This is a genomic window from Pseudomonas sp. UTLPPB19802 (assembly GCF_059730225.1).
On record NZ_AP048545.1, the window covers coordinates 3,291,810 to 3,313,034 of the forward strand.

The following is a 21,225-nucleotide window of genomic DNA, read 5'->3' on the forward strand; positions in this document are numbered from 1 at the left end:
AGAGGCTTCAGGTATGCCCGAGATGGGACGTATTGTTTATCAAACTAACCGCATCATTTAGTACAGCACAGTAATAGTCGTCAGATAGTGTTTGTGGGCGCGGGAGATTATCAGTGTTGGCATGCAAGCCTTCTACCGCTAATGAAGACTTCTCATCGCCAGCAATCCCTTGGCAGGCCTTTGATCTGTGCAGCAGCGGTACTGAATATGCTCATGGCGATAATCGCGGTCAGTAGCACCGGCACGGGTTCTCAGTTCCACGGCTCGTAAGCTGCCGTGTTGATCGACAGCGCAGCGATCACCTACACCGTCAATATCTCCCGTATCCGACTCTCCAGGCTATCCAGCACAAACGGCTTGGTCATCACCTGCATGCCGCAGGGCAGCTCGCCGTCGCTGATCGCCGAATTCTCGGCGTAGCCCGTGATGAACAGCACCTTGCGTAGAAACGGCGTAGAAACGGGGACCGTAGAAACGGGGACGGATTTATTTTCTGACCCCTTTGCTACTCTGAAAGCTTCAACGGAAGGAGGCTTCAGGTATGCCCAGGATGGGACGTATTGTTTTACCAAACTACCCGCACCATGTAGTACAACGCGGTCATAACCGTCAGATAGTGTTTGCGGGTGCGGAAGATTATCGGCGTTATCTCGCGAATCTGCGGGAGCTCAAAGAAGCATTCGGCGTGAAGGTTTACGCCTATTGCCTGATGACCAATCATGTTCATCTCTTGCTGGCCCCCGGTGAAGCAGTCGCAGGGTTGGGCCAATTGATGAAGGCTCTGGCAGCACGGACGACACGTTATCGCAATCGGTTGGAGGGGCGTTCGGGCACCTTGTGGGAAAGCCGATACAAGTCCAGTGTCGTGCAATCGGATGCTTATCTGCTGGCGTGTTGTCGCTACATCGAGCTGAATCCTGTGCGTGCTCGCATGGTCGCTGACCCCGTGGATTACCCATGGTCGAGCTACCAAGCTCGTTTGAATGGGCTTGAAAATGACGGTTTGCTGGATTTTGACCCTTGCTTTGCTGCTTTGGGCGAAACTGCGAAAGAACGAGGCCGTCGTTACGAGACCTTTGTACGACAAGTTGTTTCAACTGACGAGATCAATTTGATCCGCGATGCCCTGCAACGAAGTCAGTTGACGGGGACGTGTCGTTTCGTGGACGAGGTAGAGAGGATTATTGGTTTAAGGATAGAGAGGCGAGGTCCGGGGCGTCCAGGGAGGGATTTGGGAAAGTAAATATGGGAAAATAAATCCGTCCCCGTTTTCCCGGTAGGGCGGGTGATCAGTAGTGTTGTCGTGGATAGCGTCAACACTATCCGTAGCGCGGTCAAGGCGGCGAACAATGCCGATGATCCGAAGCTCAAGGCCGTGAAGCTGGCTCAAGCGGCCTTGGCTGTCTCCAACATGGGAGGTATGGGGAGCTCGTTATCCGAGAGCACTGTAGTGGTCAACAATTCCCGGACACAGAATTGAGTTTTTCTTCCGCCACCGCCGGCGGTACGAAACCGTTGTGCTGATGCGGCCTTATCCAGTTGTACCGCTGCATGAGGTAGCGGCCGATGTCCTGCTCGGCCAACGCGGTCGTCATGTAACCCACCGTCGGCACCCACTCCGTTTTCAGGCTACGAAACAGCCGCTCCATGGGGGCATTGTCGTAACAATTTCCTCGTCGGCTCATGCTTTGGGTCATCCGATAGCGCCAGAGCCGCTGGCGAAAACTACGGCTGCCATATTGACTGCCTTGGTCGCTGTGAAACAGGACACCCCGTGGTCTGCCACGCATCTCGTAAGCCCTGTCGAGCGCCTTGATGACCAGTTCGGCATCAGGCTTGGCCGACATCGCCCAGCCCACCACTCTGCGGCTGAACAAGTCCAATACAACGGCCAGGTAATTCCATCGACCCTGTGCCCAGATATAGGTGATGTCACCGCACCAGACCGTGTTCGGCGCTGCCACGGTGAACTGCCGATCAAGGACATTGGGAATGTCGGGGCGCTCAACCGTGGCCTTCTTGTAGGCATGAGAACCAGGCTGTTTGCTGATCAAACCCTGCTCCTTCATCAATCTTCTGACTTTGAAACGCCCGACCTCGACGCCTTCATCCCGGAGCATGGCAACGAGACTGCGGCTACCCGCTGAGCTACGGCTTTGACTGAACAGCTCGTTGACGCGGCTGCGCAGGCTCACTCGGCGCACATCGATACGACGGCGCCGGGCCAGATGGGCGTAGTAACAAGATCGGGGCAGTTCGAAGACCGAACACAACAGTTGAACAGGGTAGTGTCTTGCCAACTGCCGAATCGACTTCAACGTCTGCGCCCGTGTTCCTCGGCCATCAAGAGCGCAGTGGCCTCCTTTAAGATTTTCTTCTCAAGCTCCAGCCGGTTGATGCGGGCCTGAAGCTCCTGGATCGTCTGCTGCTCCGGCGTGAGCGCCTTGGCAGTGGGGGTAATGCCGCCGCGCTCCAGTTGCAACTGGGCGACCCAGCGACGCAACAAGCTCTCACCCACGTCGAGGGATCTGGCGGCCTCGGGGCAACTGTAGCCTTGATCGAGCACCAGGCTGGCAGCCTCACGCTTGAAGGCGGGGGTGAAAGTACGTCGTTGTCTGCTCATCGAACACCTCTGTATGGCGATCATTCTCGCCTAAAAAGGTGTCCGGGGTTAGTAGACCACTACAGTATAGGCAGCTCAGAAATGGCTACGATTTGGTTCCAGCCGGTTACAAGGGTTCACTGCCGTATAGGCAGCTCAGAAAGGACGCCAAGTCATCGAAGGGTTGAGGCAGGAGTTCACTGCCGTATAGGCAGCTCAGAAACTCATTTGCGGAGACTTCAATCAATGAAACGCGTTCACTGCCGTATAGGCAGCTCAGAAAAGCGGGTGCCAGGCCACCGTCGCAGCTTCAATGTTCACTGCCGTATAGGCAGCTCAGAAACCATCCGCCCAGGTTGCAGCCAATGGCGTGGAGTTCACTGCCGTATAGGCAGCTCAGAAATTCCGAATGGCCTCGTTCTCGACCTTTAGCCTGTTCACTGCCGTATAGGCAGCTCAGAAATTCAGCTTGTGCAGGCTGCCTGTAGTCAAGATGTTCACTGCCGTATAGGCAGCTCAGAAATGAACTGACACTTGGAAATGTGTCTTTGGGCTGTTCACTGCCGTATAGGCAGCTCAGAAAAAACTGGAGGCAGCGAAAGCTGCCTTCTTCGCGTTCACTGCCGTATAGGCAGCTCAGAAATTGTATGCGCCGCTCGGGTGGCAGGACTGGCCGTTCACTGCCGTATAGGCAGCTCAGAAAAGGGATCGGCGATTCCAACACAGGTGGCTCCTGTTCACTGCCGTATAGGCAGCTCAGAAAATGCCGTTCGGGAGTACCCCGGCGGCGCTTCTGTTCACTGCCGTATAGGCAGAAGGTATTTCCGCGAGTGGGTAGAGCGGATTAGGTTCGGCTCACATGAAGCACCAGATCGAGAGAGTCTTCCTCGAACGCCTGCAGGAACTCAATCTGTGATCTGCTGATGAAAAATAGGGAGCCTGGCTGGGTTTCAGCGGGCATCGCGAAGTAAGAGGAAAATGGATTTCGTAGCCGTTCCGGGTAGACGATAGCGATATCATCCCCTCGCACTCGAATAGAGCCGTCCCTAGCGGCGCAGTGGATACTCAACGAGGCAAAGCCATCCTGGTTTTTTCGAATGGCAATATAATCACTGCGCCCGGCTTACATTTTCGAATGGCTCGAGAAACAGAATTGAAGTCTGCCGGCACTCCAAAAAAGTGGGCTTCATTGCCTTCGATTTTTACGATCACGCCACCTTCCTCTCAATCCGACGCTGATTACATTTCGATTGAGCCCGTGAAGCCCAAGGTTCTCGGCTGATGCATCGCTGCGCGATCATGGGCACCTTCATGACCGGTTGGTTGTGGGGTGAGTCCAATCGCGGAAGTATGCTGCCGAGTAGGCAACTCAGAAGAGCGCGAACAAACGTTCCAACACCACGACGCAGCTTACCGCCGCTTAGGCAGGGTTTGATCATGCTGGCTTGTTTCGCGTGATATCCGGTGAAGGCCAGATGGCGAGGTTTCTAACCTTTACCTGGCACGATATGAACACCGATACGCTCAGCCAGCTCAAGCACGGCATCGTAAGTGTTGCCGTCGCTCACGATACTGGTCGAAGGGCCAGAGTGATGAATGGCGTCATCCTGAATACGGTCCCCGAACAGCACCACGGCACGTGCTGAATCATCCTGACGTGAAACCCATGACAGCCCCTGTGCTTCCGGGCACTGGCTATGTATCGCTTCGGCCCACTTGCGGGTAGCGGGATACTGGTCTTTCTCGGTATCGATGAGTTGCTTGCGTGTCACACCCAGCTTGCGCAGGGGAACGCTCGCCAGGTCGACCAGTCGCAGTGGCTGGGTAAGCTCAACAGTTGAATGAACCTGGTCCTCCAGTTTGCCCTTTGCGAAGCTTTTGAAGCCTGCAGTGTGAGGCACATCATGGAACACCGTTTCCATCAGGGCGCACTCCAGCGTTGTGCCGGCGTACAGGGTTGGAATCGCCTTGCCTTGTTCATTCAGTATCGGACTGAAACGAGCATTCCCCTGGACGCCAGGGTTGAATTGAGTGGCCCGATATTTGCCCTGGTGTACGCGATGCAGGGCTTTTCCAGCGGGCAACTCAGTGACGGTGATATGCAGCTTGGCAGGTGGTGTGGGTGTCGTGGTGGCGTCCTCACCATCATGACTCGGCACATCGTCTGCAGATTTGCGCCTAGCCATGGGCAACACCTTGGACCTCATCCTGGGCGGCAGCGATCACTCGATCAGGAGCGCGAGCCAACAGATCCTGAGGCCGTTTACCGCCGAGCATGCTGTTGTCGGAGCGGAACCAGTAGGCCATGCCCCAGCTATCCTTGTGACCAGCAAATACCTCGATGACCTGGAGCATGGCTTTGACTGGCCGGAAGTCCGCATCCGGATCAAGCCCGTAACCTGGGAAGTAGTCTACCCCGGCGTGGCTGATTGCGAAGATCTGCCCCTGTTTCTTCCATTTGTTCGGCTGCGCACTGGGGTTACGAGTGCTGAGGCCTGCCAGTTGGGCCACCTCGGCAGCGGTCAGCCAATCACCGCTTTCAAGCACCGCCTTGCGTGCCTGCACAAGCATGGCCGCTTCCTTGAGCAGGCGAGGAGAAGGAGGCGTGCGGGGCACCAGCACTTCTGCCAGACGCTCCAAGGACTGCCGATACTGCTGCTCACGCAGGATCTCGAACATGGACGATGTAACGTTGGCGATGTTCTCGGCCAGTGTCTCGAACATTGCGGGCTGGACATCATCAAAGGTCAACGCCAGAACACGACTGGCATGTGATTTACCCAGGCGAGCCTGTACTTGCTTGGGCGTACCGACCAGGGTGGAGACGCCCGGATGGTCTGCGACGACGCTCATGGATGTTCTCCTTGGGTTATCAGGGTTATCAAATCATACCATAGCTCTAATCGTGAGGCTGATCACCTTTGTTGGCAAGTTGAGAGAGCATTTGTCAGGAGTTGTGGGTATGCCCGTTGCAAAACAGATCTTCTGAAACGGGGTGGGTGCCTGCGCGGAGGACTCGTCTCCGCTCGGGCCTTTTCTGATGCGCTGGCCGTGCTCAGGGACCTGTTGAGACTCCTTTTTTCTGACCCTCTTTTTTGGGGAGTGATGGACGCCCTTTAAAAACAAGTAGTTACGAAGACGCGAAAAAAGAGGGGTAAACTGAGAAAAGGAAGACATTTGTCTTTATGGACAAGGTCTTACCGAGCAAAGCGTCTAGTTCACTGCCGTATAGGCAGCTCAGAAATTGAAAGTGATCCGGTTACCAAGTTGATCGAGGTTCACTGCCGTATAGGCAGCTCAGAAAAAACAGCGCAGAACCACAGGCACCGATAAAACGTTCACTGCCGTATAGGCAGCTCAGAAATGTACGCTGAAGGGGACGGCGCGCTGAACCATGTTCACTGCCGTATAGGCAGCTCAGAAAAAGCACTACGAGCTCCGCGTCCGCCCCGTCCGGTTCACTGCCGTATAGGCAGCTCAGAAACTTGACCGCTTCCCACGTCGGCACGTCGCCGAGTTCACTGCCGTATAGGCAGCTCAGAAATGAGCCATCTGCCGAGGTAGCGTCTTTGTTGCGTTCACTGCCGTATAGGCAGCTCAGAAAATCAAACTGATCAGGTAAGCCGCCAGCAGTGAAGTTCACTGCCGTATAGGCAGCTCAGAAAGCTCCGGTGCCGGCGGCTGCCCGCGCGGATAGGTTCACTGCCGTATAGGCAGCTCAGAAAGTTAGACCACCGTTAGATTTTGTTTCAGGACCGTTCACTGCCGTATAGGCAGCTAAAAATGGAGAGAGTACAAATGTACTCCTCTCGCTGGTTCACTGCCGCGCAGGCAGTATCAGCTCCGCTCCCTGATTTTTGACGTTCCCGATCGCGGTACCGACGGTGTACCACTCGAATTCGTCGACAGGCAGGCACAGGTTCTTGGCAATGTCTTCGGCTCGTTCGGGGGAGAGGTCGGGATCGATCCATTCGCGGGCGTGTTCTGGTGACAGCACCAGCGGACGTCGGTCGTGAATGTCCACCATGCCCTGGTCGCTGGCGGCGGTGATGATCACGAAGCCGTCGCCTTCGTGGGGTTCAAGTCCAGGGTGCACCTGGGCCAATGCAGCAAGGAACATCGGCGCCTGGCTCTTGAGCCGAATGAAATATGGCTGTTTCTTCTTCGGGTTATCGGGATCCTTGACCCACTCATACCATCCATCAGCAACCACCAGCGCCCGCCCATTAGGCCAGAGCTGTTTGAAAAACTTCCCGGTGGTGACGGTCTCGACTCGGGCGTTGATCGGGTCAGGGCGTTTGCCTTTGGCCCAGAAGGGCGCCCAGCCCCAATGCACCGGATCAATCCGCAGACCTTCCTCCACGCTGTGCAGGATCAGTACGCGGGTAGTGGGGGCGATGTTGTAGCGAGCGATCAGTTCGTTGTCGTAACCGCTGATGACGTCCTGCTCGGCCTGTAGCTCGCGTAGGTAGTCGGCCATGCCCTGGTACTGCGCAAATCGTCCGCACATGCCGACCACCTCCGCCTGTCGCAATCACACTCATTTGAATTGACCGCAAGATGCCCACAACGTTAACTGTATATTCGTACAGGTATTTCGGAAGTCGTGCGTCATGAGCTTTACCATTCTAGGTCCTCTGGTTGAGGGCGGCGTTGCGCTGCCGTTCTGTTCCTTCAAGGTGCCGGCGGGATTTCCGTCACCGGCCGCTGATCACATCGAGCGGCAGATCTCATTGGACGAGCTTTTGAACATACGGGCGCCCCACGTGTACCTGGTGTCGATCCAGGGCGACAGCATGCAGGGCGCGGGCATCTTCGACGGTGACCTGGCTGTGGTGGACCGATCCCTTGAGGCGCAGCACGGAAACATCGTCGTTGCGCTGCTGAACAACGACCCGGTCTGCAAGCGACTGCGCAAGCAGGGGCCTCAGGTGATCTTGATGTCGGAGAACCCGCAGTACCCGTCCCGCTACGTCATGGAAGGCGATGAGCTGTCGATCTGGGGGGTAGTGACCTTCAGTGTGCGCAGTCATGGTCACTAAGTCCCTAGCGCCAGCCTTCGCGCTGATCGACTGCAACAGCTTCTACGCAAGTTGTGAGCGCGTGTTCCGCCCCGACCTGTCCCATACTCCCATCGTGGTGCTGAGCAACAACGACGGCTGCGTGATTGCCCGCTCCGCGGATGCCAAGCCGCACATCAAGATGGGCGAGCCGTACTTTCAGATTCGGGACAAGCTTCGTCAGCATGGGATTGTGCCGTTCTCCTCGAACTACGCGCTGTACGGCGACATGAGCCAGCGGGTCATGACTGTGATCGAATCCATGGTGCCGGCGCTGGAGGTCTACAGCATCGATGAGGCCTTTGCTGAACTCACCGGCATGACCGAGCCACTAGAGCCATTGGGACGCCGTATACGCGCCCAAGTGCTCAGGAGTACCGGCATTCCGGTCGGGGTGGGTATCGCCGGTACCAAGACCCTCGCAAAGCTCGCCAACCATGGCGCGAAGAAGTGGCAGGCGCAGTTGGGCGGCGTCCTGGATGTGCGGGCACCACACCGCCGGGAAAAGCTGCTCAAGGCCTGTGATGTGTCAGATGTGTGGGGCATTGGCCGCAAGATGACGGCGTACTTGGCCGGCATGGACATCAGGACCGCCTGGCAGCTCTCCCAGGCTGACCCCTGGATGCTGCGCAAGCACTTCAGTGTGGTGATCGAGAAAACCGCTCGTGAGCTCGCCGGCACGCCTTGCCTGGAACTGGATGAGCCGGACGTCCCTAAGCAGGAGATTTGCTGCAGCCGGATGTTCGGTCAGCGCCTGCAGACCTTGCCGCCAATCAAGGAGGCGGTCGCCACCTACATGATGCGCGCCTCGGAAAAGCTCAGGGCCCAGCAGTCTCTGTGCAAGAAGATTCGGGTCAGCATCCGGACGGGGATGTTCAATCCGGAGGAGGCCAAATACGCAAGCGGAGTGGTGATCGATCTGCCGTACCCCACGGACGATGTGCGCCTGCTGACCAAGATGGCCGTTGACGCCCTCGATCAGCTTTTTCGACCCGGCTTTCGGTACAGCAAGGCCGAAGTCCTGCTGCTCAATCTCTGCCAGCGCGGCGAGTACACCGACGACCTGTTTGCTGAATCGCAGCCGGCCGAGGCCACGAGGGTGATGACCGTTCTGGACCAGATCAACCAGCGCTGGGGTAGGGGCACCCTGCGCGCCGCCAGCGTCCCGACCAACCCCGAGTGGGGCATGCGCCGGGAGATGATGAGCCGTAGCTTCACGACGCGGTTGGATCAGTTGTGGAGGGTATCGTGTGTTTAAGGTCGCGAATCGGGAGCTCTACAGAGTCTTGAGCGCGGGGGAGGTGATGGGGAGGCTGGGTGGTTGTGATCTGGATTTTGGCGGCGATTAACCACTGTCCTGAACAAACTCGCTCGATATTCAGGTCGGGAGGGATTCCCTCCTTTCCTGGAGTCGTTTTTACTGTAGATTCACCGAAAGCGGTATTAGGCTATCGTGCTCTCTTAACGGTTTTTTAAAGTGTTCTCGTTCCGTTAGTATTGTAAGGTCGAACTCTATCGAAAGTTTTTCACCTAATGTGGAGAATTTTTTCGTGAGATCAATGTGTAGGAGTCCTAGATTTTCTGAGTTGTTCGCAACGACCAGAAGAAGGTCGCAATCATTTGCTTTTGAGTTCCTAAAATATGAGCCGAATCCATATACTGCCAATAACTCAGGGCTGTTTGTATGGATATGTAGGATTTCCGTCATCATCTTTCTTGTGGTAGGTCCAGAATTCATCTTTGAAAATTGCCCCTGATAACTCGCCGGCATTGTATAGTCCAATGCCTTTGGATAGGCATATTTCTTTTGCTTCTGGTGTGTACCCATTCCAGTTTCCTCCAACGTAAATAAAATTCACCGTTGGGAACTCTTGCATGATCCTGCTTACAGCCGATTCTCCGAGTGTATATTCGTCAAGGCATATGACTACAAGCGGGGCCCCTCTATTTCGACTTACTTCTATGATTATGTCGTCATGACGGCGAAAGCTAACGACGTTGTCATGACTCTTGATGACGTTTTCTAGCCAGGTAATTCGGCTATAGGATACATTCCATGAGTTTGAGCCATTTTTCATAATGAGAATATCTCTGAAAATTCTTCTGGGAATTTTTGATATGAGTCCAGCCGGTGATAAACATGCCTTTCGTAGGATTCCGCATGTGTGCGGAATTTTTCTATGGCATAGATCGCGGGAGTATCGGTAATTAGTTCAATGTTTGCATCGATTATATTTAAAATTTTCTTGTTGTTCGGAATAATACGGTCAACCCGCCTAAGCTCCCAGATTAAATATGCATTTGAACTGGGGTCGGATGAAGCGGTAATGCTGCCAGGGCCATAATTTTCGAAGATGGTGTTGTTGGAGATTAGTAATCTTGCTATTGCGGTGCGAAGTGCATCGAAGCTTTCATATATTACAATTTTTCCTGCGTTACGGATCTTGTCTTCATGAGCTTGTTTCCAGTTATGGAGCAACTCGGTCGGGTATGTGCCTTCGGGGGACTTGTCAATGTGTGTGTGATGATTTGGGCAGAGCAGGATAAGGTTCTCGTACGTATCTTCACCTCCTTCAGGTGTTCCTCTTGCAGCAGTGGGTTTGCTACCAATAATGTGAGCCATCTCACCGATAACATAACGCCCTTGCGCAACTAATTCTGTTAGGTCTTCATTGCACTCAGGCGCAGAACAGCGGCCACCGGCTCTTCCCCATAGCATTTTTGTATCGATTAAGCCTATTGTCATAACTAATTCCTCCTGATGGTAGGAAGGGCGCACGCCCTCTTGAACTTAGTAGGGGTGAAAACTTGACCTAGTCAGATTATATAAATATATCCAAGATCTAAGCTAATTACTTTAGCTTCGCGAAGCGGTGTATGGCTCAAGCTCTGGGTACTCTCACGGCGAACTCACCCTCATTGGCCATGAAGCAACATCCCTAACAGCCAATGTCCTTTGCTAACTGCCCACGAACCGGCTTGAGCGCCGCCTGTTCAGCCGCCGACAACGTCGTCCAGACCTTCAGGCCGGATCGCTGCTCGATCTCTTCAACGGTGACCTGGTAGTTGCAGAAGTTGGCAGCCCGAGGCGTGTCCTGATCCATGATGAAGGCTGCAAATGTCCCCTGTGTTGGCGTGCTGTTGGTGAAGATGATCTTCCAGTAGCCGCTGGGGATGGTGTGCTGTTTGGTGGTACTGGGAAGTGTACCGATGTAACGCTCGTACAGCGTGCCGGTCAGCACGTACACCGACTCAATCCCCGCCTGCTTCACCAGCGTCCGCTCCTTGTCTTCCAATCGCGCCCAGGCACCCTGGTTCAGATCACTCTTTTGCGGGGTGATGTTGGACAGGTAGTTCAGCGTCTGCCAGTCACTGACACCAGCCATGGAGGCGAGGTTCGCCTGGTGCCCGCGGTCGGTCTTCAGCGTCTCATTCGCCAGCTTGTAGTCCGCATCGTCCAGCGTCTCGCCAGCCGGAATGTCCGGATCGGTTTTCCAGTTGCGCGGGCGATTGGGGTAGGGCGTGTCCTTGGTCACTCTGTACGCCACCCACTTGGCAAACTTGGTCTGCGCATCGTTGTTCAGCGTGTAGGCGGCTCTCACCAGCGTGACACTGCTCCCACCGGTAGGGCAGCCCACCGAGCAATTGTCGATCTGCGGCGCTGCCCCCGTGACCTGAGGTAATGGGGCGGGGACAGGTGCTGACTCGGTAGGGCGACGTGTCTCAACGGTCGAACAGGCGCTGACCAGCGCCAGCAGCAGGTAGAGGCCGGCTTTGTGTAGATTCCGATTCACGATGAAGCTCCATTGATTTGAGATGCAGGAAACCATTCGGCGATGCCCAGGACAGGGCTGCGCGATAGTAAACCAACATCGTCAGAATATTGCCTGTCGGTGTGTGAGCAGGGGTGTCACATCAGCGGCGACCCCCTACGGACCTTACCGGAGCTGCGGCCCAGTCCTGGACTCCCGAGGTAAATGCGGCGGCGCCTGTCCAGTTTGAACCACGCAAATGCCAAACGAGTCTGATAGAGTTCGTTAGCCCCCTAAACATAAAAACCATTCCGTAATTGAGACACCCGCAATGAGCACAGAACTGAGCGAGGAAGAAATGCGACTGGCGCTTTTCGGTTCCTCCACACCAGTCGCTGAACCAATCGTTTCATCAGTACCTGAAATCGAGTTCATCCTAGCATCTCCGGCCCCGGTCCCGGCGCCAATTGCTGCCCCCAAACGCCGGCCCACCTCCAAGCCGCTGTCTCCGAAGCTGCGCGTGATCCTGCACGCCTCGAAGGAGTTCGAAGGCAAGGTCGAGGTCCTCACCTACGACGCCAACACCCTGAGCACCCTCATTGCTGAACAGGAAGCCAAAGCCGAGGCGAAAAAGAAGAAGTTCCGGTACTTCGAAGTCGAGTCGATTAAGCCCGTTTAGGCGTTGGGAGCCTAGGCTATGTACGAAACTGCTTGAAACTTGGTTATGCGGTGTTAAAAACCGGCTCGGAATGCTCATTTACTCCAGTAAACTCCGCTTCCTCACCGATTTTCGCCTTGCCTAATCTGCGTTTCAAACAATTTCGTACACAGCCTATAACAGTGGGCATTGATTTAGAGAGAGCAGGTTGTTGTTCCACTGCCCGTCAGCATAGGTTCGAAGATATGCTGCTTTGCCTTGTTCTCTAACTACGCCAATGTTGGCTCTTTTACCACTATTAGGGTCCAGGACATAAAATGTGTACGAATTCGCATCGATGCTTTGAATAACTTGTTCCCTTGTCCACCTCCAGCCTGCTGCTGGATTTCCAAGATGCGTTATGTGTTCGTGGGTGCTATTAACGTTTGGCTTGGTAATACAAGTTACTAATATATCTACCATTATGAGTTCCTTTCGTGGTGGAGTAACAATATAGATTTAGTTGCGCCTTGCTTATAATGGCTTTTTGCTATTCAAGTCAATGGTCGATAAGAGCAATAAAACTGACGTCAATTTGTTGACTTTTTTAGAATTTTCTATATTCATTCGAATTTGTTTTCATCTTGCTGGAGTCCATCTGAACGGTCTTTTCGTCGAATAATGCCATTTTGGCATGATTCGCGTAGTGTCCGTTTCGCACTAGGATCTCAAAGAACCTGTGGTTGCGGATCTCATACAGGTGCTCGATGCCAATGACCCGTAATGTGAAGCGGCCATTCGGATTCATCAAGCAATATTGGGATTGTCGATTCTGGTACGTGGGAGGGGCGGAATCGTTCTCAATCTGATGTAGGCATAAAAAATACCATGAAAGGTGGCAACATCACTTTAAGTATGAGCAATATATGACGGGTCTCGTCGGCATCACCCGGCAGTTTTCCATAGACCCTGAGTGCGTCGTAGAGTCACCCGGTAAAATTTAAAGTTTTCAGCCCTTTCCAAACCGTCCGTTGAGATGGTAAAGAACCCCACCTTGCCACATTGCGGTTAGATACTTTTTGGGCGAGAGCGGGTCTCGGTCGATAGTCATGAACGCTTTCCGACGGCCCGCACAGTAACAGTCATTTCAATCACCAGCGCATTAGCTGAATCCTATCTACACTCTTCTCTCTGTTCCCTCTGAGCGCTGTAGTGACCTAGGAGTTGAATCCATGACAAGGATTGTTTGCGCTTTTTTCGGGCATCTAATAGCCCTTGGGCTGGTCGGGGGACTAGCCAGCTGTAGCTCAATTCCCGAGCAGTGGGCCGAAGGCCGAAAAGGACAAGCACCGGGCGTCAAGCCTCTGCGCCCCTTGGCGCAGATATCCTTGGAAACCTTGAATGAAGACTACGCTGACGAACCCCAATCCGGTGCCCCAGTTGCAGTGGGCCTTGCGCTCTCAGGTGGAGGGACTCGCGCGGCCATGTTTGCTCATGGCGTCTTACAAGGGTTGAACGACAATGGAGTGCTCACCCACCTCGATGCTATGTCGACTGTGTCCGGTGGTAGCTATACCGCATTGTGGTACTACACCAAGCGGCTGGAGTCGCAAAGATCCGGCGCAGCCTACAGCGATATATTTGACGATTGCGTCCCGCTTTGGTGACAGGAACCGCCCGCTCTCGACGATCCTGACTTTCTAACCAAGCACAGAATACGAAAAGCGCTTGAGCTTGCAGGCCAAGGTACTGATGGATTCAAAAGTATGAAGCAGTGCAAGCAGAGTCGGCATTTCCGGGAAGGCGATCCATATAGGTGGCAGGTTCACTTGTCTCGCTGGCCGGACATCTTTCGGTATTCAGAGACCATCCCTACCGGGGACATGCAAGGCGCCCCATGGTGGGAGACCACTCGCCTAGCTGTTACTAGTTTGGGCGAAGTCCTCATCTCTCCCCTAATCAAAACCGGCGTCGTGCCTTCTGCATATCAATACGGCATTGAACGAGCCTGGGCCATGAACCCAAACCCCCGAACCAGCGCTTATCAGGACTTTAGTTACACGAACGATACCGGCAGCAAGCCGCAAACATCCGGCTGGCACTTGGACCCGGAAAAAGCCACTTGGCAGCAATTGAGAGACTTGTATGAAAATAAGTCGGTAGGGAAGCTGCCGCTATGGATTCTCAATGCTAGCAGTGCCCCGCAAGGAGCTGGTACTGATCAAAGTCGAATCTTCGAAATAACACCCTTTGGGCAAGGTTCAGAGCTCACTGGGTACTTACGCGAAGGGGCGCCCAGTATTCCGGATCTTGGTACCTCAGTTCGAGCCTCGGCTGCCGCACTGGATGCTCAGGGCGCAGGGGAGAAGTACGCCCAATCGCTGTCTCCGCGCAACTTTCTGTTTCCCCTGGCCGAATGGGGTGAGTCAGTCAGGAACCAGTTTCAGGATTCTCCGAGCCGTTTTCACCTCAGCGATGGCGGACATTCGGAGAACTTGGGCGTTTACAGCTTGCTGCGCCGTGGAGCACGCGATGTGATCGTTGTAGACGCTGCAGCTGACGTCGAAGGGCGCATGGCCGACCTCTGTTCCCTGCGCAGCATGCTGCTTAAGGAGAAAGTCACGCTGAAATTCCCGGATGAGTTGTCGAACTTTGACGCAGTGTGCGAGGGCGCGATTGGTTCGGCGAATACCAAACCACTTGGCTACAACACATCTGCATGGCTGAACCCCGTAGTGCCTGGACAAGTCATTTGGCCTCCAGAGAGTGGCTTGCCTCCGAGCCGCATCTGGCTAATCAAGCTTGGCTGGGATCAACAAGCGGTGCAGCTTGCTTTCAATGCTGAGAAATGCGAAACACCTGAGCATCCGGTTAGCTGTTTGATTACGGCTTACTACGGCCACAACGCCACCACTATAAGACCTAAGGACCAGTACATGTACTTTCCTCAGTTGACAACTCCGGGCGCAGGTTTCAGCAGCAGTTCATATCTGTTTTGGGCTTACCGTGAGCTGGGAAGGACTGCGGCATCCGCTCTGAAGGTTCAGCCAGATGGCACGCTGGCTTTGCAGCCGCAAGCAATACTCCGTGCCCAGCCTGCGCTGTGTGTTCGTGCAGGATTACGCCCTGAGCATTGTAACTGAAACGGGCTTTGAAACTAAGAATGGCTGCGTCAGGTTTGATACCGGTGACCCTGTGCGCCCTTTTATAAATCATGTCGGTCATGTGTTTGCGGCATCGTAAGGACATGGCGTCTGAATGGTTTTCACGTTCAGCGCGTGGTAGGCACTCAGATGGATTTAGCAATGTTGCCATCATCATGTATTTCAGGATGATGGTTAGAAATTGGCATCCGTGGAAACGAAACTCGGATTGATTTTATGTTGAAAGAACCAATGCATTAAATGTTAGGTTCTGTTACAGGGGGTGAGATTGAAGACTATATATGCTTGCGTGGATGAGGATCGTTGGGAGAGTGAGGCCAATGCACCAATAGTCTTTGATGGGGTCGATGTGCAATCATTTAAAGGTGCTCCCAAAACCATTTTTTCGAATGAGGGTAGGTGGGAGCCGGAAACATGGATTTTTTCGCTTGATCCTGGGTCGCCCAGTTATAATAAGGTCAGCGGATTACAGTCCGATAATAGAGGGGAAGTTATATGGTATGAGGTTAGGTTTGAACTAGATGATGGGCCCGATAGCAATGGGCTCCTGCTGCCGCTGCGAGCAGTAGCTGATGCGGGCCCTGGGAGGGTCCGCGTAACAGGGGTACAAATGTTGACCAGCATTAGTATACTTAATAAGTTGAATCGCTTTGCCAGGTTGCGAGGTGCTCCGAGGTCAACGAAAGCACAAATCAAGTTGTTGTTAGATCAGGCAGTAGATGGTATCAGAAACCCCATGATAACAGTCTATGACGTTGGTCAAGCAAACTGGAATGCCTTGGTCGATACCCACAACTGCCCTCATTCACCGCCAACGGTGCACATGTTCTTTGATTTTGGTGTCCCGACGGGTTGGAATTATAAAACATTACCTACGCCTCCCCTCAAACCTTTGGGTGCCTCAACTGTTCTATCCGGCGCTCCGGTGATCCTCTCGCATTGGGATATGGATCATTGGGCTGGCGCAGCGCTAGGACAACCTTTATATGGGTCATCACCATATGGATCACGCGGTTTGACGATTCATTGGGATCTTGATGCAATTAGTAATCGAAAATGGCTAGTCCCTAATCAAGGAAGATCTAGCTCAGGTCAACGGATTTCCCCTACCTCGTGGCGCCTTGTGTTGGCACTGTATCGTCGTGGTAATTTGATGATTTGGCCAACATTGCTGAATACCGTTAAATCGTCGAGGGGAGATTGGTTTGTAAAGTGTGTGCCTAGGCACGGTATCAGATCTAACAATAATAATACGGGGATAGCTTTTTCAGCTCTTCTGCACGAAGAGTGGAACGGATATACCTTATGCCCCGCTGATGCAGAGTTCTCGTCTGTTTTTTCTCATCTCCCTGGGACGCTAAAGTTTTTTAATCTTATCGCCAGCCATCATGGTGGGAATCTGCAGCGCCCTGGAAGTATTCCTCCTGCGCGCTATGGCAACTACTCAAAGCTTGCTATCTCACATGGTGCTATGTATGGTCATCCGACCCCGGCAGCAAAAGCGGCTTACGCTGCAAAGAACTGGCCTACTCCGTACGAGACGAACTCCAGATTTTCTCGAGTTGGATTGCAAGATAGTGGAACGATTGCACTGTCGGGTTGGCCCAGTGGTTTCAAAAAGCATTGTGCGACTTGCCTCGCCAAAATCGATACCTGCCCTGTAAGTTAGCTTAAGATGTGGGCGTTTTTGTTCCAGTTACGTCTTGGGGTGTGCATTATCTAACAGTTTAATTTTTTGCTTTTTTTTACCTGAAAAGACGGTCTCTGAGTTGGAGTCCGGCTTTGCTCAGGGAGTGGCCACCAATAACTTTTGTATGGATAAAGCTATGTTCAGTGCATCTTCTGCATGACTCAGTTCAATGACTCCCACCCCATGCTCGGCGTGAAAAGCAGGCTCCTTCAGCGCCTGCACCTGGTTGGCATTCGGGATAAGCAGCAGGGCCAGATCCGGCTTGCGGCCTTTCCATCGCAAGCTGTCGTGATACAGGTGAGCGGACTCCATCGCGTTCAGCACATTGGTGCGTGACGACCGGTACTTGGCATCCAGAACGATGAAGCGTGCCGGCAGCCCTTGGCGAGTCAGGGTAAGGACAATGTCAGGGCTTCGCTCGCGAGACAGGCTGGTAAACCCTTGCCAGTGAGGTCGATCGACCGCCGGGCAACGCGCCTGAAGCCAGACCTCAATAACTTCCTGTTCGTCGGCACCTCGCCAGAAAAATCGATCAACCTTCATCGAAGGGCAGTGTTGAGTCCAGCGCATCTGCGGGTAGCACAGGCGCAACTGCTCAAGGATCTTCACATAGCACCAGCGTTCGTAGATCTCCCAGGTGGGGCTGATCCACAACGACTCGGCTGACGCTTGGCCTTGAATTCCTGCCCGCAAGGCATACCAGGTGAAGCGGTAGGCGCGGGCATAGTCAGGGTGAGCAGAGATGGCATTGAGGCCTGCTGCCGATAGCCGCCGGCGGCTGAGTTGACGAAACAGTGGGGCGTTGGCGAGACGCTCCAGGCGCTGGCGCAGTTGATTCAGAAATTGGATACGGCGACGCAGACGCGGCGCCAGGGGCGTACGGGTATCGCTTGCTCGTTCACTGCGCTCCAGCTCCGAGAAGTCAGCAATGACGCTGTTGCAGCGGCGCAGCACCTCATGCAGGACCAACCCCAGCGCCTGGTTGGCGGGGTTGTCCAGCGTTTCATGGGCCAAGGAAACGTCCAGGCTGACGGTGTTGAGGGCCGGGCGCGTTCGAACATCAGGGTGGAGCAGGGCAAGGCCATTGGGAGAGCCCATGGCCTTTCGGACGGTGGTGGCGTCCATGCGTTTGACCTGATGGGCAGGCGCTGACCTGCGCTCGCGGTGCAGGGTAGTCAGCGGCTTGCGCAGGACCTGAGCGTAGGCATTGATAATGGGCTTCCAGTACCGACGTAGCCTAGCGTATTGCAGATGAGGATTGGACAGTATGCCGTCGGTACCGATCAGGCTCTGGGCCTGCTCCGATCCGTACAGTAGCTGCGGATCGAAGTCGGCGATGTCCTGCATCATGCCGGCAAAGATCTCTGCGCCCAACTTGCCTGGATGGGGCGACACGTCCAGGCGATAGATCGCCAACGGGTTGCCCTCGGCATCGACCAACTCACCCACGACCTCACCCGCGTAGTACCCCACCGACCAGCACCACGCCTGCGAGCCGCGGTGGAGGACGACCTCAAGAGGCTGATCATCAATGTACAACTGCGCGCCAGGATGCACCGATATGAAGTACTCACCCTGCTCGATGAATCCCGCCGTGAGCTCGTCGGGGACCAGCTCCAGACGCGTTGCATTGCTGGCGCAGTGGCAATGAAGTCGCATCCGTCGTTACCGCCAGAACCGCGTTGATCCACTGTGCAGAAGGTCCTGTAGCATGTCGCTAACCTTCATTGCAGAGCGCGCTAGCTTGAAGTGCTCCAGAGAGTCTTGAAGCTCCTTGAAGACCTTCTGCAGGCGAGGTGAGTCCTCACCCCGCAGCTTGGGCAGGATCTTGGAGTAGATAGCCTGGTCCAGGGCTTCCTGGAACTCGATGATTCCACCCTGTTGAGTCTGCTGCAGGTAGCCGATGATGTCGTGCAGGGTTCGCCAGCCGAAGTGCAAACGGGCAGGGCGCAGAACCGTCATCAGTTGCTCCATCAGCTCGCGCAGCGTCGCCAGTTGCTCCGTGGCAAGGTCCGCCTTGTCCCAGCCGGGATAGGCATGAACATCAATGTCCCAGAACTCGATCACCGAGGCCCGGTCTAGCACCTTGTCACTCAGCCCATAGGTGGTCTCGTCCATATTGACCGTGCCGATGATCACTAGGTTGGACGGATAGGCGATGGCCGCAGGCACGCCATTGATGGCTTCGGCCTGGCCATGCAGGTCAATGCATTCGCCGGTCTCCATCGCGGAAAGGAAGGGAGCCAGATACTGCTCGGGATGGGAGAGGTTCATCTCGTCGAGCACGAGGGTATAGGGACGAGTGGGGTCCGAGGCTGCTTGCAGGACGAACTCCAGAACGCGGGTGCGCACATAGGATTCGCTTTCCAGCGGGTTTACGTAACCCAACAGGCTTGAGTAGTCGTGCCAGCCGGGCTGAACCGGGACGATCAGCAGACCATCCGATGGCTGTTGCTCCCCCTGCCAGAGGCTCAAGGCATAGCCGCGGGCCAGTTGTGTCTTGCCGGCGCCGCTCAGGCCTGTGAGCACTGCAAAGTGCCGGCGAGGATGACTCCAGAGCCCGGCATCGAGCTGGCCGATCAAGCTGGGCGAGAAGGGCAAGCTCGAGTCGAAACCGTTGATGATGTCCGCAAGCGCCGGGCGTTCGGCTTCTTCTCTCGACGTTGTTGTTTGCGGGTCTGCGACCAAGGGGTCGATTTCTTTCTCAATGAACAGCGGTTTGGGCGTCCAATCAATGCGCTGGGTCCATTGCTCTCCAAGGTCGGTCAAATGCACCCACTTGTCGTTGAGTTCAACCAGTTGCAGCGTGCGCAGCCAGCCGAAAAGACTTGTTAGGGCAAAGTCAGATTTCCAGTTGGGATTGGCCTCGCGCAGCTTGAGCAGTGCGTCGCGACGACTCAAGCGCTGGACACTGAGCGCCTTGAGCAGATAGTCGAAGCCCAGGATGCGGGTAATCATCCAGTCGATGACTTCGTTCTGGTCGCCGGACTCCAGCAGCGCTTCACCACGTGGGGTCAGATACAAATTGTTCTGATCTGCCCGAACAACTCCCCACTCGGCTATCAGCGCATTGAGTTGAGTGTGAAGGGTCGAGCGCTTGGACTGTGGACTCATGGACTGCAGATGTTCAATGAAGTCGTCCCGAGTACTGCCCTGCACGAGGAACTCGGTCATTGCCAGGATCGTCGCCAGGCCGCCGCCGATCGCCAGCATGCCACGTCGCCTACGCTCGGGAGGCAGTGGGTTGAGGCGTACAACACGGCTATCCGGATCTGACACTTCTGTGGACTCCTGCTCCTGGTTCTGCACGTGGGAGGCGTACAGGAGCCAGGGAAGGGTCAGTCGAGTAATGCCTTCATGGGTCAGCGTATCAGGGGCCGAGCCAAGGACCTCCTCAAGGCGTTCGAGCACCAGCCTATGCAGTGGGGGATAGGGCCCGTTCGAGTACTTGAAGCCCATTTGGGTGGTGAGCTCAAGCAGCTTGCGCACGTCAGCGATGGTGGTGAAGGAGCCAGGGCACAATAGCGCGAACAGGCGGTACATCTTCAGTCTGGGACGACGTTTGGTGAGCTGAGCGACCAGGCCGGAGATCTTGGACCAGGCGTTATTGATCAGCACTTCGCGGCCCAGCGCAGTGGGGGTATTGGCATAGTCGAGTTTCAACTGCCAGAGCTGTTCAGCCACCTCTGCATCGGTTGCCACTCTGGAGATGTCGACATGGCCCATTCCCGTGGCTGAAACGGCCTGGTTGTTCCAGAGCTCAAGCTGGAATTGTTCACTGACGAATTCGTCGTGACTTACATCCCTGATGCGCTGCATCCAGGTAAGCAGCTCGCTGATCCAGGCCTGATTACCTGGGAGTGACACGACGTTTTCCAGCAGACTTTTGCAGGCAAGTCGGAGCTTTTCATCATCCATTAGGTTAAGCACGGCGTCCTGGCTCTCGGTTCCGAAATAGTGGCCGGATGATGCCAGCTATAGCTGATTGGCCGCCAGCGCTTCCTTGGCCCTGCTTGAAAAAGCCAGCTTGGCAAGGCTACTGAAATGCTCCTCAGGGGCTCATGGCTACAAGACCTTCGACCGGGTCGCATGCCGAAGGCGGGTGAGCAGAGGCGTGGACGCAACGCAGAGGCTTCTGTAGCCTGCTTGGAGCATGGAACCGAACACGGACGACAGCCCCGCAATGAACCGCCTGACCATCGTTCACCACACCTCCAAATACATCACCACACCTCCAAATACATCACCAAACCATACCCGACGTTCGCCATCGATGGCGTGCCGTTTGAGGTCTGGCTACCGCAGCAAGATCCCAGTACG

18 protein-coding genes and 2 CRISPR repeat arrays are annotated in these 21,225 nt (G+C 54.8%); of the genes, 7 read left to right on the forward strand and 11 right to left on the reverse strand.

Annotation, left to right across the window (positions count from 1 at the left end; all coding sequences use genetic code 11):
* Positions 1 to 302 precede the first annotated feature (302 nt).
* Positions 303 to 437: a hypothetical protein gene (locus AC6I6U_RS14790; protein WP_497882645.1), complete on the reverse strand. Its 135-nt coding sequence runs from the start codon at positions 435 to 437 to the stop codon at positions 303 to 305.
* A 104-nt stretch (positions 438 to 541) separates the two neighbouring features.
* Between AC6I6U_RS14790 and AC6I6U_RS14795 the strand changes: the two genes are divergently transcribed.
* On the forward strand, positions 542 to 1,243 hold the full coding sequence (locus AC6I6U_RS14795) for a transposase (RefSeq protein ID WP_497882646.1): 702 nt from the start codon (positions 542 to 544) through the stop codon (positions 1,241 to 1,243).
* A gap of 211 nt (positions 1,244 to 1,454) precedes the next feature.
* On the opposite strand, the gene AC6I6U_RS14800 is transcribed toward AC6I6U_RS14795, so the two are convergent.
* From AC6I6U_RS14800 to AC6I6U_RS14815, 4 genes are all read right to left on the reverse strand, one after another.
* A protein-coding gene (locus tag AC6I6U_RS14800; RefSeq protein WP_497878044.1) for an IS3 family transposase occupies positions 1,455 to 2,623 on the reverse strand; the annotation gives its coding sequence in 2 pieces (ribosomal slippage) (positions 1,455 to 2,362 and positions 2,362 to 2,623; 1,170 coding nt in all).
* Between the two features lie 54 nt (positions 2,624 to 2,677).
* Positions 2,678 to 3,365: direct repeats of the CRISPR family, unit length 28 nt; unit sequence GTTCACTGCCGTATAGGCAGCTCAGAAA.
* 724 nt (positions 3,366 to 4,089) lie between these two features.
* Positions 4,090 to 4,788, reverse strand: coding sequence for an RES family NAD+ phosphorylase (locus tag AC6I6U_RS14805; protein WP_497882647.1), 699 nt, complete (start codon positions 4,786 to 4,788; stop codon positions 4,090 to 4,092).
* Complete coding sequence (locus AC6I6U_RS14810; protein ID WP_497882648.1) at positions 4,781 to 5,455, reverse strand: hypothetical protein; 675 nt, start codon at positions 5,453 to 5,455, stop codon at positions 4,781 to 4,783. The genes AC6I6U_RS14805 and AC6I6U_RS14810 overlap by 8 nt, the downstream gene beginning before the upstream one ends.
* A 363-nt stretch (positions 5,456 to 5,818) precedes the next feature.
* A CRISPR array of direct repeats spans positions 5,819 to 6,387; the repeat unit is 28 nt; unit sequence GTTCACTGCCGTATAGGCAGCTCAGAAA.
* Between the two features lie 32 nt (positions 6,388 to 6,419).
* On the reverse strand, positions 6,420 to 7,112 hold the full coding sequence (locus tag AC6I6U_RS14815) for an SOS response-associated peptidase family protein (RefSeq protein WP_497882649.1): 693 nt from the start codon (positions 7,110 to 7,112) through the stop codon (positions 6,420 to 6,422).
* A gap of 103 nt (positions 7,113 to 7,215) precedes the next feature.
* On the opposite strand from AC6I6U_RS14815, the gene AC6I6U_RS14820 reads away from it, so the two are divergent.
* Both AC6I6U_RS14820 and umuC read left to right on the forward strand, forming a co-directional pair.
* Positions 7,216 to 7,644 carry a LexA family protein gene (locus AC6I6U_RS14820; RefSeq protein WP_497882650.1) on the forward strand — a complete coding sequence of 143 codons (429 nt, stop codon included), beginning with the start codon at positions 7,216 to 7,218 and terminating at the stop codon, positions 7,642 to 7,644.
* Positions 7,634 to 8,920: a translesion error-prone DNA polymerase V subunit UmuC gene (umuC, locus tag AC6I6U_RS14825; protein WP_497882651.1), complete on the forward strand. Its 1,287-nt coding sequence runs from the start codon at positions 7,634 to 7,636 to the stop codon at positions 8,918 to 8,920. Before AC6I6U_RS14820 ends, umuC begins: the two co-directional genes overlap by 11 nt.
* A 412-nt stretch (positions 8,921 to 9,332) precedes the next feature.
* On the opposite strand, the gene AC6I6U_RS14830 is transcribed toward umuC, so the two are convergent.
* From AC6I6U_RS14830 to AC6I6U_RS14840, 3 genes are all read right to left on the reverse strand, one after another.
* The gene (locus AC6I6U_RS14830) at positions 9,333 to 9,539 is read right to left on the reverse strand and encodes a hypothetical protein (protein ID WP_497882652.1); all 207 of its coding nucleotides are present in this window, start codon (positions 9,537 to 9,539) and stop codon (positions 9,333 to 9,335) included.
* A gap of 197 nt (positions 9,540 to 9,736) precedes the next feature.
* Positions 9,737 to 10,408 (reverse strand): HNH endonuclease, encoded by a 672-nt coding sequence (locus AC6I6U_RS14835; RefSeq protein ID WP_497882653.1) that lies wholly within the window; start codon positions 10,406 to 10,408, stop codon positions 9,737 to 9,739.
* 193 nt (positions 10,409 to 10,601) lie between these two features.
* Positions 10,602 to 11,459 (reverse strand): DNA/RNA non-specific endonuclease, encoded by an 858-nt coding sequence (locus AC6I6U_RS14840; RefSeq protein WP_497883032.1) that lies wholly within the window; start codon positions 11,457 to 11,459, stop codon positions 10,602 to 10,604.
* Positions 11,460 to 11,745: 286 nt separating this feature from the next.
* Between AC6I6U_RS14840 and AC6I6U_RS14845 the strand changes: the two genes are divergently transcribed.
* Positions 11,746 to 12,093, forward strand: coding sequence for a hypothetical protein (locus tag AC6I6U_RS14845; RefSeq protein WP_497882654.1), 348 nt, complete (start codon positions 11,746 to 11,748; stop codon positions 12,091 to 12,093).
* 153 nt (positions 12,094 to 12,246) lie between these two features.
* Here AC6I6U_RS14845 and AC6I6U_RS14850 read toward each other — a convergent pair whose 3' ends face one another.
* The gene (locus AC6I6U_RS14850) at positions 12,247 to 12,534 is read right to left on the reverse strand and encodes a DUF3892 domain-containing protein (RefSeq protein ID WP_497882655.1); all 288 of its coding nucleotides are present in this window, start codon (positions 12,532 to 12,534) and stop codon (positions 12,247 to 12,249) included.
* A 749-nt stretch (positions 12,535 to 13,283) separates the two neighbouring features.
* Between AC6I6U_RS14850 and AC6I6U_RS14855 the strand changes: the two genes are divergently transcribed.
* The 3 genes from AC6I6U_RS14855 to AC6I6U_RS14865 all read left to right on the forward strand — a co-directional run bounded on the left by AC6I6U_RS14855 (position 13,284) and on the right by AC6I6U_RS14865 (position 16,884).
* Positions 13,284 to 13,718, forward strand: coding sequence for a patatin-like phospholipase family protein (locus AC6I6U_RS14855; protein WP_497882656.1), 435 nt, complete (start codon positions 13,284 to 13,286; stop codon positions 13,716 to 13,718).
* A 348-nt stretch (positions 13,719 to 14,066) separates the two neighbouring features.
* Positions 14,067 to 15,194 carry a hypothetical protein gene (locus AC6I6U_RS14860; RefSeq protein ID WP_497882657.1) on the forward strand — a complete coding sequence of 376 codons (1,128 nt, stop codon included), beginning with the start codon at positions 14,067 to 14,069 and terminating at the stop codon, positions 15,192 to 15,194.
* A 631-nt stretch (positions 15,195 to 15,825) separates the two neighbouring features.
* Entirely contained in the window at positions 15,826 to 16,884 is a 1,059-nt protein-coding gene (locus AC6I6U_RS14865) for a hypothetical protein (RefSeq protein WP_497882658.1), read from the forward strand.
* Between the two features lie 117 nt (positions 16,885 to 17,001).
* On the opposite strand, the gene AC6I6U_RS14870 is transcribed toward AC6I6U_RS14865, so the two are convergent.
* Both AC6I6U_RS14870 and AC6I6U_RS14875 read right to left on the reverse strand, forming a co-directional pair.
* A complete protein-coding gene (locus AC6I6U_RS14870; RefSeq protein WP_497882659.1) occupies positions 17,002 to 18,564 on the reverse strand; it encodes a DUF2357 domain-containing protein in 1,563 nt (520 codons plus the stop codon).
* Positions 18,565 to 18,570: 6 nt separating this feature from the next.
* The gene (locus tag AC6I6U_RS14875) at positions 18,571 to 20,823 is read right to left on the reverse strand and encodes an McrB family protein (RefSeq protein ID WP_497882660.1); all 2,253 of its coding nucleotides are present in this window, start codon (positions 20,821 to 20,823) and stop codon (positions 18,571 to 18,573) included.
* Positions 20,824 to 21,225: the final 402 nt, after the last annotated feature.